The sequence below is a fragment of the Spartinivicinus marinus genome, from assembly GCF_026309355.1.
GTDB lineage: Bacteria > Pseudomonadota > Gammaproteobacteria > Pseudomonadales > Zooshikellaceae > Spartinivicinus > Spartinivicinus marinus.
Genome location: NZ_JAPJZK010000001.1, coordinates 3,652,903 through 3,672,128 on the forward strand (window position 1 = coordinate 3,652,903; position 19,226 = coordinate 3,672,128).

Here is a 19,226-nt window from a genome sequence, read left to right on the forward strand (position 1 = left end):
GTGTTTGTTTTACAAGTTGTATTCGACAAAAGTATTAGGTTGAATTTAATGTTTGTTATGTAGCTTTTTGTGTAAGCTTTTGGCTACAATTTATTAATGAAAAATATTAATAATTAGTTTAAAAGTTGCTGGGTTAAGGAACGACGACAAACCCTAAAAATCATTCGAGAAGGGTATAATCTCTAGAAAAAAAACTGATTACTTTATTTTTGTCAACGGAAAGTGACAGGCTGCTTGGTGGTTTGCTTGGTTCATTTGCTGCAGTTCGGGCATCACTTTTCGGCAGTGTTCGGTTGCTTGGGGACAACGAGGGGCAAAGGCGCAGCCGGTTGGTGGGTTAAATGGGTCTGGTAATTCAGAAGCGTTAGCGTCTTCTACAATTAAGGGTTTACCGGGTATGGGGACAGAATCCAGTAGTAACCTGGTATAATGATGACTGGGGTTGTTAAATAGGGCTTGTGCTGGTCCCTGTTCTACGACCCTACCAAAATACATTACGACTACTCGATCACTGATTGTTTCTACCACTGATAAGTCATGACTGATAAATACATAGGTGAGCTGATAACGGCTTTTTAAGTCTGTTAACAAGTTAAGTATTTGTGCTTGCACAGATACATCTAAAGCTGATACTGGCTCATCGAGAACTAACAGGTTGGGTTTAACTGCCAAGGCGCGGGCAATACCTACACGTTGGGCTTGGCCACCAGACAGTTCGTGAGGGTAACGCTGTAAAAATTCAGCAGGCAAGCTAATGTCATTCATCAGTGCTTTTAATTGTTTCTCCCTTTTTGATTTAGTCATTCCTAATAAGTGCGCGATAGGTGAGGATAAAATGTCACTAATTGTTTTTCGGGGATTTAGGGCACTAACTGGGTCTTGAAATACATACTGAACCTGACGGAATAATTGTTTTGGATCTTTTTGTAAAAGGGTAATTAAATGTTGATTATTGAGATAAATATTCCCTTCAGAGGGTTTTTCCAACCCGACTAACATTTTTGCCAGAGTAGATTTACCACAACCAGACTCTCCAACAACCCCCAGAGTTTCACCTTTGTAAACTTGTAGATTAATACCTCGAATAGCATGTACAGCTGGTCGTTGCTTACCCAGCAATGTTTTGCCTCCACCAAAATGACGGACTAACTGTTGTGCTTGTAAAATATTTTCTTCCATGAGCTAAAAATCATTAATGAAGGGTATGTTGAAGCGGTTTAATACATCGCACAGCATGCCCATCAGTCAAATTTGTTAAGTGAATGGCTTGCTGTCGGCAGCTGTCTTCTGCATAAGGGCAACGATCAGCAAAATGACAGCCTGTTGGTAATTGGTTCATTGGAGGAGGCATTCCTTCAATAGTCTCCAGTTGTTGGTTATTTTTACCTAATATTGGCACACAATTAATCAACTTTTGCGTGTAGGGGTGAGCAGGTTGAGTTAAAAGGTTGTGGGTTGGCCCTGTTTCAACTATATGCCCTGCATACATGACAGCTACCTGATCACACATAGCGGAAACCAGACCAAAATCATGTGTAATAAATAATAAGGCAACTTTCGTTTGTTGTTGAAGTTGTCGTAATAATTTTAATACTTGGGCTTGTATCGTTACATCCAATGCGGTTGTTGGTTCATCGGCAATTAACAGGTTAGGGCTATTAACCAACGCCATTGCAATAACAACTCTTTGTCGTAATCCCCCGGATAGTTGGTGAGGGTAATTTTTAATTCGCTGTTCAGGGTTGGGGATTTTTACTTGTTTTAGCTGACTAATAGTCATGCTCTTAGCGGCTTGATAAGAAATTGATTGATGAGCTTGAATAGCTTCGATAAGTTGCTCTCCTATTGTTAATAGAGGATGTAGAGCAGAAAGTGGGTCTTGAAATACGTAAGCCACTTTATTTCCCCTAATCTGTTGTAACTGGCTTAATGGCAATGAAAATAACGCTTGATTATCAAGCCATGCTTGACCATTGCTTATTTCCCCTGGTGGCGACGGTACTAATCGTGAAATAGACATTGCTGTCACCGATTTGCCTGAACCTGACTCACCTATAATGCCTAGGCACTCGCCAGGTTGAATAGAAAAGCTTACACCATTTACAGCGTTATAAATGCTTTTGCCCTGGTGAAATTCTGTATGTAAATTAGCTACTTGCAGTCCATTTTTCAGGCCATGAACATTACAAGGGATTAATTGTTTAGAGGCTGTATTTTTATGGTTAACTAAAGTGGCTGCTGCAGGCCGACCCATGACGCCAGATTTTAAGCGTGGATCTAGCAAGTCTCGTACGCCATCACCCATTAAATTAATGCTCATCACTAAAACAAAAATCATTAATCCGGGAATAATAGAAACATGAGGGGCAGTAAATAACAGCTTGCGACCTTCACCTAGCATAGAGCCCAAATCAGCCTGGGGAGGCTGAGCGCCTAACCCTAAAAAGCTAAGCCCAGCAGTTTCTAAAATCATCCAGCCAATGGTGGTGGTCATAGTAATGACAATGGTGGGAAGCACATTGGGCAGTATTTCCGATAGTAGAATTAGACTGTCATTTTTTCCTGAAAGTCGGGCAGCATCAATAAAAGCTTGTTGTGATAATCCTAAGGTGACTCCACGAATATTCCGGGCAAAAAAAGGGATATTGACAATAGCGATGGCATAGAGTGCATTCATTAACCCTGGCCCTAAGGCAGCAACAATGGCAAGGGCAAGTAAGATATAGGGAAATGCCATCAGCATATCAATACCTCGCATCAGTAAACTATCTGTACGGCCACCAAAATAGCCCGCTAATAAACCAATGGTTGAACCAATGATGGCTGCAATTAAGGTGGCAGAAACACCAACCATTAAGCTGACTTGCGTGCCCCAAATCAGGCGGGATAATAAATCTCGGCCTAAGTGGTCGGTGCCTAACAAAGCCTCTGATGAAAATGGAGTCAGTAGCCGTAGGGTTAAAGCCGTTTCATCTGGAGGCGCTAAGGGCAATAATGGGGCTGCGAGTGCCAGGAATAACAACGTTAAAAAAATAACAAATCCAATTAAGGCGAGACGATTGTTGATAAATAACTGCCAAGCTGATGGTCGAGGGGTTTTATTTGCTGGCACTTGATTAGTCATGAAGTGAGCCGGGGGTCTAAATAGTGCTGAAAAATATCAGCCAGTAAATTAAAGATGACATAAGAGACAGCAACTATTAATACACCACCTTGTACTAACAAGATATCCCGCATTGAAATGGCATTAACTAGCATTCTACCGATGCCTGGCCACTGAAAAACCGTTTCTATATAAACGGCGCCACCTAATACAAAACCGGCTTGAATACCGATAACAGGAATTACGCTGACTAAAGCAGTTTTACAAGCGTGTCGGTATATCACCTGACGTTCAGCTAATCCTTTTGCGCGAGCAGTACGAATATAATCCTGGCGTAGTACTTCTAGCATAGCACTGCGGGTTAACCGAGCAATCACACTGGTGGCCACTAAGGCTAAAGTAATGGCGGGGAGTATTAAGTGTTTGAGCAGATCTAACCAATCACCACCACCATAAATAGCATACATACCACTGGCTGGCAGTAATTGCCACTTAACTGCAAACAGCATAATTAATAATAAGCCCAGCCAAAATGAGGGCATGGAAATACCGATTAACACCAAAAAAGTAATCGTTTTATCAACCCAGCTAAATTGTCTGACTGCAGATACAATACCGGCCAGCAGCCCCATTACACTACACAATATTAATGCAGTGCCTGCTAATACCAGGGTAGCTTGAAAGCGTTCTATTACTTCGTCAACCACGGGTCGATTAAGACTGTAAGAGCGGCCCAAATCCCCCTGCAATAAATTACTCAGCCAAATGATATATTGTTCGACAAGTGTTTTATCTAAGCCTAATTGCTTGTTCAATCGAGCTACATTTTCGGGAGTAGCGTATGCACCTAAAATTGCAGTGGCAGGGTCACCGGGTATTAAAGCCATCACTAAAAAGACAATTAGGGTTAGCCCAAATAAAATGGGGGTAATGGCGAGTAATCGTTTAATAATGTAATGTAGCATAATGGTTTAGTTTGTTTTTTTTACTTCTTAGTAACATTCTTTAATAATAAAAAAAACGACGGTTGTAGTTTGAATCCTTTTACCCGTTTATTAGCGACAGCATTTTGTTTCCAGTTAGCAATAAAGGCCCAAGGGGCATCTTCTAGTACAATAGCCTGCATTTCTTTATAAAGTTTGCCTCGCTCCGTTTGGTCGGTAATACGGCGAGCTTGCTCCAGTAATTTGTCTACTTTAGGATTAGAGTAATAACCTGAATTAAAGCCTCCTTTATCTGGCCAGGCAGCAGTACGCAAGGTTAAATAGGGGAGGGTGTCTGGATCATTGGTCATCCAGGCCATTTCTGCCATATCGGCCTTTCCTGCTAAACCAGGGTTTACCTTGCCCAGAAAAGTATTCCACTCGTAAGTTTCAATATTCACCTTCAAACCCACTTTAGTTAAATCCGCTTGAATAGCGGCTCCCATAGCCACAGGATTAAGCATGCCTGAACCACCTTCTGTCACATAAAAGGTTAACTTTTCGCCTTGATAACCTGCACTTTTAATTAATTGACGAGCTTTTTCAGGGTTATAGGCATAGGGTTGTAAATTATTGTTATAGGCCCAAGAAAACGCAGGGGGAATAGGGCCTGTTGCAACAGTCGCAGTCCCTTGTAAAACATTGTCAACTAATGCCTTTTTATTAATGGCATAATTTACTGCCTGACGTAATTGCTTATTAGCAAGTGGGCCTTCTTTAAGGTTTAAAATTAAAAACCACAAATGAGGTCCGATTTGTTCATAAATCTGATAATTATTTTGTTTGGCAAAAGTGCTGACATTATCTGGTGGCACTTCTACCATCATATCAATACCTCCAGCGAGCATTTCTGCTACTCGGGTGTTTGCATCGGTAATAGAGCGGTAAATAATGGTTTTTAATGTGGGAGGGCCACTCCAATAATTGGGGTTACGTTCAACCACCACTTTGGCATTACTTTTCCATTCAACAAAACGAAAAGCACCTGTGCCCGAGGGGTGACGACCAAAATTTTTACCATGTTGTTTTACTGCTGCTGGCGATACAATTAATCCAGTTGGATAAGCTAAGTTAGAAAGAAAAGGGGCATAAGGTTCTTTTAACTTAAATTCAATCGTATGGCGGTTTTTGGCTATAACTTTATCAACAGCGCTAAAAAAGAAAGCCAAAGGAAATGGTCCGGTTTTATGGTAAGGATGGTTTTCATCTAATATTCGGTCGAAATTGAATTTTACTGCCCCTGCTGTTAAGGAGGAACCATCATGAAATTTCACTCCTTTTCGGAGTTGAAAGGTATAAGTTTTACCATCTTTACTGATTTGCCAGGATTTGGCCAAAGCGGGCTCTACCTGCAAAGTCCCATCTTTATAGCGCACCAGGCCATCATAGAGATTCATTAAAATACGAAAGTCATTGAGTGCAGTTGCTGTGTGGGGATCCATTGATTTGGGCTCGGCAATCTGCCCGACAATTAACACATCAGGTGGTGTTTGTGCAAAAGACGTTTGTAGAAAAGCTATGCTAACCGCAAGTGCTAAAACTACTTTGATTATAGCAGCAGTGACTGGTTTCCTTACCATTTGCTTGCTCCGTATGTTTTTATCTCATTCTTTTGAAGACAGCATAACGGTTTTAAGGAGTAACTTGTAGGGGCTGTTACTTTAAGTGATTTAGCGGCAGAGCTGTTTTATTAACCACCTGTTGTAGAACGAAGCTTGAATGAACCCCTGTCACCCCTTTGATTCGAGTGAGTTTACCCAACAGAAATGATTGATAGTAGTTCATATCAGGCACGATGACTTTTAACTGATAATCGGCAGCCTGGCCGGTAATGAGTAAACACTCTAATATCTCTGGTAGTTCCCGAATGCTTTCTTCGAATTGTTTGAAACGATCGGGTGTGTGGCGATCCATGGAAATTTGAATAAGCGCAATTAGCTTTAAGTCGAGCTTTTCAGCATCCAATAGAGTGACATGCTTTTTGATCACTCCAGACTCTTCTAGCTGTTTGACCCGCCGTGAACAAGGGGAAGGGGATAGCCCCACTTGCTCTGCTAGCTCTAGATTACTGATTCGCCCATCCTGCTGCATTGCTTCCAATATACGTTTATCAGTACGGTCTAATGATAAAGTCATGCTAATACCTGGCTATTAAAGGGTTATTTATGCTAACAAATTAACATATATTAGCTTATTATTGCTTAAAAATCTTTTAAATGAGGATATTGGCAATCATTCACCCTTGCAAGTGGTTTATACTAATCATCGTTAAAAAGGGTGAGCCAACCCACGGCGAACCTAACCACCCACAAGGTGAGCATTCTTAGTCAAAGTAAAATGACACAGCCCAAAAGGTAGACGAGCTTAGTGAGATACCCCAAAAGGGAAAAGATACGTAAGCAAACTAAAAGCAAAAAAGTGTAGAGCTAAGCCACCATGAAACTGATACATTTTAAATATTTCATTTTATAGTGATTTAGCTCTAAAACTATGCGGTCTTTATTTTCTGAGGTGGGTCGCATTATTAATTAGGGTAATCAATTGGTTTATAGTCATGGCATTCGATCACAAAAAATATCGCCCCTATCATCCCATCAATAAAACTGACAGACGCTGGCCAAATGCAACAATTGAGCATAGCCCAAAGTGGTGTTCTGTTGATCTTCGGGATGGTAATCAGGCACTGATCGATCCGATGACAGTTGACCAAAAAGACCGGCTATTCAGTTTATTGGTTGAAGTGGGCTTTAAAGAAATTGAGGTGGGTTTCCCTGCAGCCAGCCAGACAGACTTTGATTTTGTTAGAAGCCTAATTGAGCAAAATAAAATTCCTGATGATGTGACGATTCAGGTGTTAACCCAAGCCAGACATGACCTGATTGAAAGAACGTATGAAGCGTTAAAAGGCGTTAAACAAGCGGTTGTTCATTTATATAATTCAACATCGCCCACTCAGCGAGAAAAGGTCTTTAAGTTAGATAAGCAAGGTATTGTAGACATTGCCGTTAATGGCGCAAAAACCGTTAAGGCGTTAGCGGCTGGTTACCCGGAAACGCATTGGACATTCCAATATTCACCTGAAAGCTTCAGTGCTACAGAACCAGAATTTGCAGTAGAAATTTGTAATGCGGTGTTAGCGGTATGGCAACCCACTCCAGAACAGCCAGCCATTATTAATTTACCTTCTACGGTGGAAATGACTACACCTAATGTGTTTGCCGATCAAATAGAATATATGCACGAGAACTTCGCTTATCGTGATTCAGTCATCTTAAGTGTGCATACCCATAATGACCGTGGTTGTGCGGTAGCGGCTGCTGAATTAGCCATATTAGCCGGTGCACAACGAGTGGAGGGTACCTTATTAGGTAATGGTGAACGTACTGGCAATATGGATATTGTCACCATGGCCATGAATTTATACAGCCAGGGCATTGATCCAACCCTGGATTTAAGTGGGGTAAGTAAAATTGTGCAAACCATTCAAGATTGCACTCAACTGCCGGTTCATCCCCGGCATCCTTATGTGGGTGAGTTGGTTTATACCGCGTTTTCAGGTAGCCATCAGGATGCTATTAATAAGTGCTTGCAAGTCCAACATGAAAGCGACCACTGGGATGTTGCTTACTTACCCATTGATCCAACAGATGTAGGTAGAAGCTATCAAGAAGTGGTTAGAATTAACAGCCAATCCGGTAAAGGGGGGGTTGCATTTGTACTTGAGCAAATCTATGGCTTCAAGTTACCTCGTTGGATGCAAATAGCCTTAAGTAAAGTTGTGCAAAAAAGAGCAGAAGGGGTTGGCAAAGAAATTTCTGTAGACGAGATTTATCGTGTATTCACTGAAACCTTTATCCATAGTGCTGGCAAAATACTGAATTATGATATTCACCAACAACACGACAAGCAGCGTTTAGATGCTACCATTGAAACCCCCCATGGTGTCACAACCATCGTGGGCATTGGTAATGGTCCGCTAGAAGCGTTCCTGAATGCCTTAATGGCACATGATAGTACCCACTATGAAATCAGTGATTATCAAGAGCATGCGATGGGGGCTGGCAGTAAAGCCGATGCTGCTGCTTATATTGCGATTAAATGTAATGATCAAAATGGCTATGGCGTAGCTATTCAGCAAGATAGCGTATTAGCATCATTGCAAGCTTGTTATAACGCAGTAGTGCAAGCTAAGCAAGTACAGGATGAAGAGCAATTGCAAGCCAGCTGAGAAGTCGTTGCTATTGATGGCGGTGTTATTTTTTTAGTCGGTATGTAATTTTTCTCGCTAGCACATTCTGAGTATAAAACTCATAGTCGACTGTTAGGTGTGAACCGTGAATTTCAAAGCGCCTAACAGTTTCTTTAACTAGTCCTTTATTTCTTACTTTTTGAAAAAACTGGACAGTTGTTGAAGACAGCATGCTGATTTCAACATCACCAGCCTTATTGTTCGTTTCAATGCGTAAATACCTTTTGCTGCTATGCAGCTTAATATACTCTTGAGTTAACCTTCCTTTAAATTGATCATCTAATGTTGAATTAATCTCTAAATCTCCCTGAGAAAATTCTGACACTCTAAAGTCTACGTTGTAGCTAGATTTAACTGCTCTAGGCGAATTTTTGGTACCAAAACATTCAAACTCTTCCGCTTTCCCTCGCCAATTACCCACAAGGTTATCAAATAATAATTTGACCTTTTTCTGTTCAGCCACTGATAGTTTGGAGGATGTAATTGGTATGAAAGTGTTATCACCTTCCTGCTTACTGGGTGAAGGGGCAAAGCAGTCTAAGGCAAAGCTTGGTGGAAGCCAAAATAGCAGCCCAATTATCAATATAAGTCGTTTCATGGGTATAGCAGGCATCTGGTAGTGCACTCATTATTGAATTGACAATCAATGCAATAGCAGTATTGGTTATATATGTCAATTGTTACAAAATTGATGGGATTTTCATCTGAATCACTTCTCTCTAACCATAACTGTCCATGGTTAGAGAGAAAACAAACTAGTTAATCAACTCTGCTTTGAGAGATACATTACTATATGTTGACGCAGGCGCTATCATAATATGATAAAACTGGTCAGAAGTCGGATTGTTAATTTCAATTAGGTCAGTACTGTATTCTTCTGTTGAAGAAAAATCATTTTCAGTAGCAGAGGGCCAACCATTAATTGCTTCAGATACATAAAGGTCTGCGTTGCCTTCTCCACCAGTTAAAGATAACTTGAGCGTTTTAGTGCCAGCAGGTATAAAAATATAAAATACTTATTATTTTGTTGTGATGAAATATTAGTTTTCACAATACAGTTTTCTAACGCTCTGGGATCATCTGTGTAACCACTGTAAATATCATTAATTTTTGTTTCGCAATGGCTATTACTAGAGCTATTGATACTGTAGTCACTGTTAAGTGCTTTCATAAGAGAATAGGTATCAACAATTCCACCTGTGGCAGATAAACCTGAGAAATTGACTTTTTCATATTTAGTTCCTGGCTTTATGATTTGTAGATCTGGATAGGTTCTTACAGTATTTAACAGGTATTGTTTAAGTGTTTGAATATCAAGCTCTGGATATTGTGATAAAGCGAGAGCTGCAACTCCTGATACCACAGGTGCAGCCATACTGGTGCCACCAAGCTTTTTGTATTTATTTTTGGGTATAGTGGAGAGAATATCATCGCCTGGAGCAAATAAATCTACAGTTTGTTTTCCATAGTTAGAAAAATCAGCAGCTAGCTTTTCAGCTTGAGCTGCAGATGCACCAACCTCTAGCCAGTTATTTAAACGAACGCCTGGTGATATGTATTTGCTTGGATAGGCTGGAGTCAAGTCTACATTTTTGCCATCATTACCTGCTGCATGAACAAGCAAGACACCTTGACTTTCAGCATATTGAAGGGCTTCGGTAACAATTTCTTGATGAGGCGAATAATGCTTGCCAAAACTCATATTGATAATACGAGCACCATTATCTACCGCATAGCATTAGCTACATCTTTGTCCCGTTCATCACCATCAGGGATTGCTCGTATTGCCATTATTTTAACATTATTAGCAACACCTTTTATCCCAATACCATTATTTCTATCAGCTGCAATTATACCCGCAACATGAGTACCATGATCTTCACTGACACTAGCAGGAAGTACATTACTGTTTCCGTAACCAGTTTCCCTTAAGTTATTGGGATCATCTTTAACAATAGAGGCTCTTGGGTTATGGTTTAAATCAAAATATCCTTTTAAAGATTTTATATAGCTACCAAGTGAACTTAAGCTTCCATAATCTTCTACTATATCTAGTAAATATTTTCTTTCATTCATGACCTCACTATCAGAGTGAAAAAACTGCTCTATATTGTCTTTAGAGTAATCAGTGAGGCCATAGTTAGATAAAACAGATTTTGCATTATTAATTTTTTTTTCAGTCTCCAGCCAATTGTTATATTTAGTGATTTCTTTATAGTATCTTTCTTCTACTTCTTGGAAATATTTAAGTTGCGCTTCAGATAGTGTTGTTCCAGATGCCATCAACTTTTTATACCTGGCATACTCTCTAGTGACTGCTTTGGTTGACTGATTATTATTCCTTTAGCATTTTTTAGTGGTTTAAATACTACGGTTTCTGGATCGCTTGTTGGTGCTGTTAAGCTACTGGTTGAGAGTATTGATAAAAATAAAGAAGATAGAGAGAATAGTTTCGTTATATTAGTTTGCATTTATCTTCCTGAAGGATATACGTTATAAAATATGTGTAATTAAGGTTATATTGATACTGCTGTATATACAGTGTTCGATTTACATATCTCCTGATGTTTAGATTGTGGAGGTTGAATGATAATAGTAAGTAACGAGCGATTTCAATATTTATAGGTGCCCTAATATTGTCTCACTTAGTGGCTTTGTTAATTGAGGATAATATCTTGTAAATTGAGAATATCAACTGCTTGTAGTTTTCTTTACAATCTTGTGAGCCTTTGACTATCAATTTATAAGGGCTGTGGTTGATTAATACTAGCGTTTTGGTGGGGATAGTATGGGAAACTATAAAGCAGAACTAAGCTCTGGCCTTATTTTTATTATAGTAGTAGCGGTTGCCGCAACTGCCGCAAATAATTACTACAATCAGCCTTTACTGCCAAGTATTGCAGATAATTTTGGTATATCATTCGATTTAGTCGGTTATGTGCCTGCCGCAACACAACTAGGTTATGCCCTTGCCCTGTTTTTTATATCTCCATTAGGAGATAAATTTAATAGAAAGGTACTAATTCGATTCCTTTCTATTGGTCTTGTTTTGTCTTTGTTTTTAGCGAGTATTGCGGTAAATATTTATATGTTAATATTTGCTAGCCTGTTAATAGGGGTTTTTGCCAATATTACTCAGCAATTAATTCCATTAGCAGCAAGTTTATCCAATAAAAGCTCAAGAGGGCGCGTAATTGGCATTGTCATGACAGGATTAACCATTGGCTTGTTATGCTCAAGAACGATAAGTGGTTTTATTGGTGAACACTTTGGTTGGCGTAGTATGTTTTTGGTTGCTGCCGCTATTGCCACAATTATTGGGGGAATATTAGCCTGGCGGTTGCCTGCGACCCAGCCGAGTACAAATGAGCGATATTCTGAGTTGATTAAGTCCATGCTGCGTTTGTTTAATCAGCTACCTGAATTAAGGCAAGCAGCAGTGCTTGGTGCTTTGTGGTTTGCTGCCTTTAACAGTCTTTGGGCTACACTGGCAATGCATGTTACCTCTGAGCCCTTTTTGCTAAGCACTCAGCAGGCTGGTTTATTTGGTTTGGTAGGTTTGGCTGGCGCTATTGGAGCGAAACGTGCAGGAATCATGGCTGACCGCTATGGTGCAAATCCAGTGATTTCGTTTGCGCTACTGATGATCTTGTTAGCATTTGTATGCTTATATATTTCAAAATACAGTATTATCGGTCTGGTTATAGGTATTATTATGCTGGATTTAGGCGTGTTTGTGGCGCAGATCCCTAACCAAGCTAGGGTTTTTTCACTTAATCCTGAGGCACGAAGCAGAATTAATGGGATGTATATGCTGGTCTACTATTTAGCAGGTGCTTTAGGTTCTTATTTAGGGGCTGCTGCCTATGCTTATGGTGGCTGGGCATGGAGCTGTGGAGTAGGCCTTGTTTGTATAGTGTTTGGTATATCAATTCACTTTAAGCAGCAAAAGATGTCACTAAGTCTATCTGGTTTATAAAAAAGCATCTGCGCTGCTATTATTAGAGGTGCCCTTAATATAAAAACAGCTAGTTATACTTCTTATTGAATTTAAAAGCTGTTTGTATTGTTTATGATATTCTTAGCTGTAAGTAGATAAGGTTATCTGATGGTTGACGCTTCATCACCCCTTAATGATTTACTGTCTGTTTTTTCAATGCATGCATTTGTAGTAAAAAATCTGCATACATGTGATAGTTTACTATTATCTCCACCATCTAGAAACTATGGTAAAACATCATTTCATTTGGTATCAGAGGGGATTTGCAGCTTAGAAATAGTAGGTAAGGAAAATATTCAGCTGAAGGCTGGTGATCTAGTACTATTTCCAAGACAAATGCCACACAAACTTTATGATATTAAAAAAAATAGTACAACGAATAAAACAGGTGCTTTGTGTGCCTATTTATCTTTTGATAACCCTCAAGTCAATAGCTTTTTGGATATATTACCTGACATTGTATTGGTTCCCTATATAGAAAAAACTAAACATTGGATAGACCCTTTGTTGAAGCTAATTATTATTGAAAGTGACTCTCCAGAGTTACCTATTATAATTAATAAACTTTCAGAGATTATTTTTGTTAGGATATTAAAATACTATATTGACAATCATCAATCTTTGGGGATGCTTGATTTGTATACTGATTCGCTAACCTCAGTAGCTTTATCTGCAATACATAAAGATATAGCGAAAAACTGGCAGCTTGAAGAGCTGGCAGGGCTATGTGGAGTATCGAGAACTACATTAGCAAATAGGTTTAAAAAATTATCAGGTATGTCTCCAATAGAGTATTTAGTCTGGTGGCGTATGCAAAAAGCCTGGAAAAAATTAAAAAATAGAGAAGTTGTTATTGAAGTTGCTGAAGCGGTTGGCTATCAATCTGTATCTGCCTTTAGTAAAAATTTTAAAAAGATATTTGGTATTGGACCTGGCGAAGTCAGAAGACAACACTTTACTGAGTTTGATCCAACTAAAATTGGAGGTAATAAAAAATAACTTGACTTTTGTCATCCTGTCTAATTGTTAGAAAAAAGGGCGATACATGCAGAAGTAGTGCTGGTTAGATGTGTTAATTGTTTAAATAGGGCGGAATCTTCATATAATTCATACCCCTTAAACCATAAAATTCCATGGTTTAAGGGAAAAAACAAACTAGTTAATCAACTCTGCTTTGAGAGATACATTACTATATGTTGACGCAGGCGCTATCATAATATGATAAAACTGGTCAGAAGTCGGATTGTTAATTTCAATTAGGTCAGTACTGTGTTCTTCTGTTGAAGAAAAATCATTTTCAGTAGCAGAGGGCCAACCATTAACTGCTTCTGATACATAAAGATCTGCATTACCTTCGCCATCAGTTAACGATAACTTGAGAGTTTTAGTGCCAGCGGGTACAAAAACATAATAATATTTATTATTTTGTTGTGATGAAATATTGGTTATTGCAATACAGTTTTCTAAAGCTCGAGGGTCATCTAGGTAACCACTGTAAATATCATTGATTTTTGTTTCGCAATGGTTGTTACTAGCGCTGTTGAGATCACTGCTAAGTGCTTGTATAAAAGCATAGGCATCAACAACCCCTCCTGTTGAAGATAAATCAGAGAAGTTGATTTTTTCATCATCAGTTCCTGGTTTTACGACTTGTAGATTTGGATAGGCTCTTACCGTATTTAACAAGTATTGTTTGAGCGTCAGAATATCTAGTTCTGGGTATTGTGATAAAGCTAAAGCTGCAATTCCTGATACCACAGGCGCAGCCATACTGGTACCCTTTAACTTTTTATATTGGTTATCAGGTATGGTTGATAGAATATCATCACCTGGAGCAAATAAATCTACACTTTGTTTGCAATAGTTAGAAAATCCAGCAGCTAGCTTTTCAGCTTGAGCTGCAGATGCACCAACCTCTAGCCAGTTATTTAAACGAACGCCTGGTGATATGTATTTGCTTGGATAGGCTGGAGTCAGGTCTATATTTTCGCTATCATTACCTGCTGCATGAACGAGCAATACCCCTTTGCTTTCAGCGTATTGAAAGGCTTCGATAACAATTTCTTTATGCGAAGAATAACGCTTGCCAAAACTCATATTAATAATTCTAGCACCATTATCTACTGCATAACGGATGGCGTTAGCTACGTCTTTGTCTCGCTCATCCCCATCAGGAATTGCCCGTATTGCCATTACTTTAACATTATTAGCAACACCGTTTATGCCGATATCATTATTTCTATCCGCTGCAATTATACCCGTAACATGAGTACCATGATCTTCACTGACACTAGCAGGAAGTACATTATTGTTTCCGTAACCAGTTTCCCTTAAGTTATTGGGGTCATCTTTAACAATAGAGGCTCTTGGATTATGGTTTAAATCAAAATATCCTTTTAAAGATTTTATATAGCTACCAAGTGAACTTAAACTTCCATAATCTTCTACTATATCTAGTAAATATTTTCTTTCATTCATGATCTCACTATCAGAGTGAAAAAACTGCTCTATATTGTATTTAGAGTAATCAGTGAGGCCATAGTTAGATAAAACTGATTTTGCATTATTTATTTTTTTTCAGTCTCCAGCCAATAGTTAAAATCGTATTCAGTGATTTCTTGATTGTATCTTTCTTCTACTTCTTGGAAATATTTAAGTTGCGTTTCAGATAGCGTTGTTCCAGATGCCACCAATTTTTTATACCTGGCATACTCTCTTGTAACTGCTTTAGTGTCGGTTGTTACTTGGCTACCATCTGGGCCACCAATGAAATTCCAGCCATGAATATCATCAATATAACCATTGTTATCATCATCAATGCCATTATCGGGAATCTCGTCACTATTTTGCCAGATTTTTCCCTGTAGATCCTTGTGATTGATATCTATTCCAGAGTCAATGACTGCAACAATGACAGGAGGACTACTATTATTTAGATTTAAGCTGTTATATACCCTATTTACATTTGATCCTTCTATACCATCCTGTTTAGGGCTTAAGTTAAACCAATCATTGAGGGGGGTTGAATCTTGTAAAAGCGTGCTGCGTTTAACTCGTCGTTTTTGTTTGCTGGGTTGTTTTGGTTGACTGATTATTATCCCTTTAGCATTTTTTAATGGTTTAAATACTACGGTTTCGGGATTGGATATTGGTGCTGAAAAAGTATTAACTGAGAGTACTGATAAAAATAATACAGATAATGGAAAAAGCTTTGTTTTATTAAATTGCATTTGTAGTCCTGAAATACGTTATAAAAATAGGTGTAATTAATATTATGTGAGTTTTATTGTATATACATCGTGTTGGTTTCTATATCTCCAGTGACTTTATCTTGATTAAACAGTGTAACTGGATGTTACTTCTAAGTAATAAAAAAATTCAATACTTACTACATTATAATCGTATAAATACTTACTTTTTATACTATTGGACCAGTTTAAATATTGGTTCTTGTTAGATTAAATGAGACGTGTTTAAATACCCTGAATGTTATTAGGTTATTATTTATTCAGGGTATAGGATGACATTAGCGTGTTGATTTTTGGTTGATAGTATTTATTAAACTCGTTGACTATTTGCCGGTGGTGGATACCACTCTGGTTTGTGTTCACGAAGTATGTCTTCTGGTACATGTTTCATCAATATTTCCTGATGACGGAACCTGGGTATGAACTTATCTCGTAACTCCTCAGGAAGATAGTCGCTAAACTGTGCTATTAGGTTTGCTGGTTGTTGGCGTGGAGGCGCTTTTTCATATTGATTTGACCAACCTTCACCATCACAAACGACAGTTGAACCACCAACCTTAGTATTTTGGTGAGGTGAACCAATTTTGCTTGAAAGTACCAGATTCAGATCAATCTCACTAGATAAAGAAGGTTTGTGCTCATCGCTAATACCATTATCACTGCATATTTCTATTCGTACATTTTTACCATTAAAGTTGACATCAAATCCTGCTTGCGTGCCTCCGCCCCAGTTTAAGGAGGGAAATGTTCTATCTTCATAATCAAGGTCAAGCTTGTCGTATCGATCCAGGCCATTTTTATCCTGCAGTTGCTCACCATTTAGAAATACAAAAGCTGAATTATGTACTATTCCTTGATTTTCATTATCATGCCAAACAATACTGCCTGGTATAACTAGCCTATCGGGCTGGTTTGTACTTAATTCTTTTAATTGTTCTAACAGTTGGTTTTTTTGGTCAGTAGTAAAAGGCGTAAGTGTATTACCATGTTGATTCCAATAATACTCAGGAGCAATAAATACATCGGTTGTTGTTTGTTGGAGTGCTTGATATATCAGGTTGAAACGCTCAGAAAAATCACCTTCAGTACCTGCTAATTTAGCAACTTCTGGGCTCCAGGCGGTAACACTCAAATCACTTCCAGGCAGAGAGTTATATTGTGTGATATTACTAACAGCTGGTTGAGAGTGGCTGCTGGTTAGTATACTTTGGTCTATTCGGTTAAGGTTAGGTTCAGTTAATGTATTTATCATAAGGTATTGTAGTTAAAGTTAATTTAGTTTTTGAGTGAATGTTTATTATTTTTTAGTTATACCCAAAGCGTAGGGTTTTTAGGGGCGGCCGTCGAGCAACGAAGCCCCATGAGCCTATAAATAATAGGTGATTGGGGTGAGATGCGATGACAACAAACCCTAAAAATCATTCGCGAAGAGTATATATACTATATGTGTCGCTATAGTTTAGTTGTTAACTTATAGCAGCTTTTAAATAAGTAAGCCACTGATACTCTCTCCATAGAAACAAAATGTACGATAACTGCGCCATATATTTATAAGGCTGTTCTGGTAATATATTGATATTATTTAGGTAGTGCTGATAGTAAATTATCAAGATAAAGGAATAGATAGGCGAGAAGATTGGGTTAAAGAAGCTAAATGAGAACTAGGCTAAATACTCGATTCCGAAGTTTTTAATGCTTGACTAGCACGATGAGAGAGATTCAGAAGACTGGACTACAGGTATTGCTCCATTTCTTCGCCTAGCAAAGAACGATCAACACGACACCTGCAGACCAGTGATGGTGTAGTATATCGCGCTTGTATTTCAATAGCGACTTGATGACGACTTGTGTTGATTACCCCTATTCCCCATGTGATAAAGTTTGTTCAAACTCTAAACGACACCTTGACTGTTTCTTTTCAATCTCCTGGATTAAGTCGTATCCAGTGTCGCTGGTTAACTATTATGCTGATGGGAATTGGTGTCACTGGTGTATTTTGCTGGGCTGTTTTTGAGCGGTGTAGCTTAGGAGCATTCAAGCAGGACCAATTACGTTGGATGTTTTACCATAGTAAAATTGCCTGGTCATTGTTGTTGCAAGCCAGTGTCCGACAAGTACTCAATCACTATCATATTACGAGAGGAGTACTCATTTTTGACGATAGTGATAAAGTCCGCTCCAAGAGAACACGACGTATTAAAGGTGTGCATAAAATAAAACATAAAAAATCCGGCGGCTATGTTCAAGGGCAAGAGCTAGTGTTTATGCTACTGGTGACACCTGTAGCTACCTTACCGATTGCTTTTCGCTTTTATACACCTGATCCAGCGTTAAGTGCTTGGCGTCAGAAAAATAAAGCCCTAAAGAGGCTGGGTATTCCTGGAAAAGAAAGACCCAAAAAACCTAAGCCCAACCCAGATTATCCGACCAAACAAGCTTTAGCACTTGAGATGGTTGAAGCATTTTCATTGTCATTTTCTGATATAAAGATTAATGCGGTCATTGCTGATGCACTGTATAGCACAGCAGAATTCATGGATAAGGCTTCCATTGCGACGGGTGGTGCTCAAGTGGTGAGTCAATTACGCTCCAATCAACTAATCCTTTCCCAAGGAAAAAAAGTACGACTTACACATTACTTTGCACGCCAAACAGGCGTCGATACCAAGTTAATTATCCGAGGCCAAAAAACACAGTCAATCACCATGCTGGCGGCTCGGGTTTATGTGAAAGCCCATGGTAAAAAGCGGTTTGTGGTTGCTTTGAAATATGAGGGAGAAAAAAATTATCGATATCTAGTGGCATCCGACATGTCCTGGCGGCATGGTGATATTGCTAGGGTTTATACATTGAGATGGTTAGTTGAGGTTTTCATTGAGGACTGGAAGCAACATGCTGGCTGGAACCGATTGGCCAAACAACAAGGCGAAGAAGGATCAACGCGAGGCGTGATCATGAGCCTGCTGTACGACCATATGTTACTGCTACATCCAGAGCAATCCGTCCGCCTTGAAAATAAGCAGCCCGGGCTTCCTGTTGGCTGTTTGACTGAGCGAATCAAAACAGAAGCCCTAATAAAAACTGTAGAAGCAGTTGTCACGGCTGATGAACCAAAACAGCAACTGAAAGCCTTTACCGCTGCAATAATCAGTGTGCTTCCTGAGCGCCGCTCGAAAAAGCATTTAGCGGGTTTAGATTTGGGCAAACAAGAGCCCACTGACTCATTAAAATACAGAGCGGCTGCATAAATAAATTAGCAGTTATGTCAACCTAAAAAAACTTCGGAATCGAGTAAATAGCTTCTTGAATTTTACTCCAAAGCTGTATTTATTCTGAAGCCAGGTTACCTGTGCATTGACGCTTGCCGAAAGGCGACCACATAACTGACATTACTGGTAAAGGCCATGCTCAGAGCTACTAATGCATATGCTTCGGTCATAAAGAGGGCTGTGTGAGTATAAAAAACAATCAATATGGTCTGGTCGATTCCAAGCAGTATGCTTATGGAGCGTTGACAGTTTGTTGACCATAATAGCTTTATCATTGGTGTACTACGCATAGAAATGTAAAGACATAATTCATCATAATTGATCACTTTTGTTTCATTTACTTATGGTGTGTTGAACCGTAGCATAGTTTTGTT

General features: G+C 39.0%; 15 protein-coding genes and 1 pseudogene. 4 read left to right on the plus strand and 12 right to left on the minus strand.

Going from position 1 to position 19,226, the window contains the following annotated elements; genetic code table 11:
* Nucleotides 1-198: 198 nt before the first annotated feature.
* From OQE68_RS16390 to OQE68_RS16410, 5 genes are all read right to left on the minus strand, one after another.
* Nucleotides 199-1,179: an ABC transporter ATP-binding protein gene (locus OQE68_RS16390; protein WP_180571316.1), complete on the minus strand. Its 981-nt coding sequence runs from the start codon at nucleotides 1,177-1,179 to the stop codon at nucleotides 199-201.
* Nucleotides 1,180-1,192: 13 nt separating this feature from the next.
* Nucleotides 1,193-3,124, minus strand: a complete 1,932-nt coding sequence (locus OQE68_RS16395; RefSeq protein WP_180571315.1) for a dipeptide/oligopeptide/nickel ABC transporter permease/ATP-binding protein — start codon at nucleotides 3,122-3,124, stop codon at nucleotides 1,193-1,195.
* Nucleotides 3,121-4,068: an ABC transporter permease gene (locus OQE68_RS16400; protein WP_180571314.1), complete on the minus strand. Its 948-nt coding sequence runs from the start codon at nucleotides 4,066-4,068 to the stop codon at nucleotides 3,121-3,123. The genes OQE68_RS16395 and OQE68_RS16400 overlap by 4 nt, the downstream gene beginning before the upstream one ends.
* Nucleotides 4,069-4,088: 20 nt before the next feature.
* Entirely contained in the window at nucleotides 4,089-5,666 is a 1,578-nt protein-coding gene (locus OQE68_RS16405) for an ABC transporter substrate-binding protein (protein WP_180571313.1), read from the minus strand.
* Nucleotides 5,667-5,742: 76 nt separating this feature from the next.
* Entirely contained in the window at nucleotides 5,743-6,222 is a 480-nt protein-coding gene (locus OQE68_RS16410; RefSeq protein WP_180571312.1) for an Lrp/AsnC family transcriptional regulator, read from the minus strand.
* Nucleotides 6,223-6,640: 418 nt separating this feature from the next.
* On the opposite strand from OQE68_RS16410, the gene leuA reads away from it, so the two are divergent.
* Entirely contained in the window at nucleotides 6,641-8,314 is a 1,674-nt protein-coding gene (gene leuA, locus OQE68_RS16415) for a 2-isopropylmalate synthase (RefSeq protein WP_180571311.1), read from the plus strand.
* Between the two features lie 25 nt (nucleotides 8,315-8,339).
* Here leuA and OQE68_RS16420 read toward each other — a convergent pair whose 3' ends face one another.
* The 4 genes and pseudogenes from OQE68_RS16420 to OQE68_RS16430 all read right to left on the minus strand — a co-directional run bounded on the left by OQE68_RS16420 (nucleotide 8,340) and on the right by OQE68_RS16430 (nucleotide 10,806).
* Entirely contained in the window at nucleotides 8,340-8,933 is a 594-nt protein-coding gene (locus tag OQE68_RS16420; RefSeq protein WP_180571310.1) for a hypothetical protein, read from the minus strand.
* A 157-nt stretch (nucleotides 8,934-9,090) separates the two neighbouring features.
* Nucleotides 9,091-9,342, minus strand: coding sequence for a PPC domain-containing protein (locus OQE68_RS30885; RefSeq protein WP_180571322.1), 252 nt, complete (start codon nucleotides 9,340-9,342; stop codon nucleotides 9,091-9,093).
* Nucleotides 9,300-10,618 (minus strand): annotated as a pseudogene (locus OQE68_RS16425) (S8 family serine peptidase). The gene OQE68_RS30885 and the pseudogene OQE68_RS16425 overlap by 43 nt, the downstream one beginning before the upstream one ends.
* Nucleotides 10,618-10,806 (minus strand): hypothetical protein, encoded by a 189-nt coding sequence (locus OQE68_RS16430; RefSeq protein ID WP_180571679.1) that lies wholly within the window; start codon nucleotides 10,804-10,806, stop codon nucleotides 10,618-10,620. Before OQE68_RS16430 ends, OQE68_RS16425 begins: the two are co-directional and overlap by 1 nt.
* A gap of 317 nt (nucleotides 10,807-11,123) precedes the next feature.
* On the opposite strand from OQE68_RS16430, the gene OQE68_RS16435 reads away from it, so the two are divergent.
* Together OQE68_RS16435 and OQE68_RS16440 are read left to right on the plus strand one after the other, a co-directional pair.
* On the plus strand, nucleotides 11,124-12,314 hold the full coding sequence (locus tag OQE68_RS16435; protein ID WP_180571680.1) for an MFS transporter: 1,191 nt from the start codon (nucleotides 11,124-11,126) through the stop codon (nucleotides 12,312-12,314).
* A 129-nt stretch (nucleotides 12,315-12,443) separates the two neighbouring features.
* Entirely contained in the window at nucleotides 12,444-13,334 is an 891-nt protein-coding gene (locus OQE68_RS16440; RefSeq protein ID WP_180571681.1) for an AraC family transcriptional regulator, read from the plus strand.
* 156 nt (nucleotides 13,335-13,490) lie between these two features.
* On the opposite strand, the gene OQE68_RS16445 is transcribed toward OQE68_RS16440, so the two are convergent.
* From OQE68_RS16445 to OQE68_RS16455, 3 genes are all read right to left on the minus strand, one after another.
* Nucleotides 13,491-14,813, minus strand: coding sequence for a S8 family serine peptidase (locus OQE68_RS16445; RefSeq protein ID WP_266195700.1), 1,323 nt, complete (start codon nucleotides 14,811-14,813; stop codon nucleotides 13,491-13,493).
* Nucleotides 14,814-14,902: 89 nt separating this feature from the next.
* Nucleotides 14,903-15,565, minus strand: a complete 663-nt coding sequence (locus OQE68_RS16450; RefSeq protein WP_180571769.1) for a S8 family serine peptidase — start codon at nucleotides 15,563-15,565, stop codon at nucleotides 14,903-14,905.
* A 328-nt stretch (nucleotides 15,566-15,893) separates the two neighbouring features.
* A complete protein-coding gene (locus OQE68_RS16455) occupies nucleotides 15,894-16,835 on the minus strand; it encodes a carbon-nitrogen hydrolase family protein (RefSeq protein WP_180571768.1) in 942 nt (313 codons plus the stop codon).
* A 595-nt stretch (nucleotides 16,836-17,430) separates the two neighbouring features.
* Between OQE68_RS16455 and OQE68_RS16460 the strand changes: the two genes are divergently transcribed.
* On the plus strand, nucleotides 17,431-18,831 hold the full coding sequence (locus OQE68_RS16460; RefSeq protein ID WP_266195417.1) for a transposase: 1,401 nt from the start codon (nucleotides 17,431-17,433) through the stop codon (nucleotides 18,829-18,831).
* The last annotated feature ends 395 nt before the right edge of the window (nucleotides 18,832-19,226 follow it).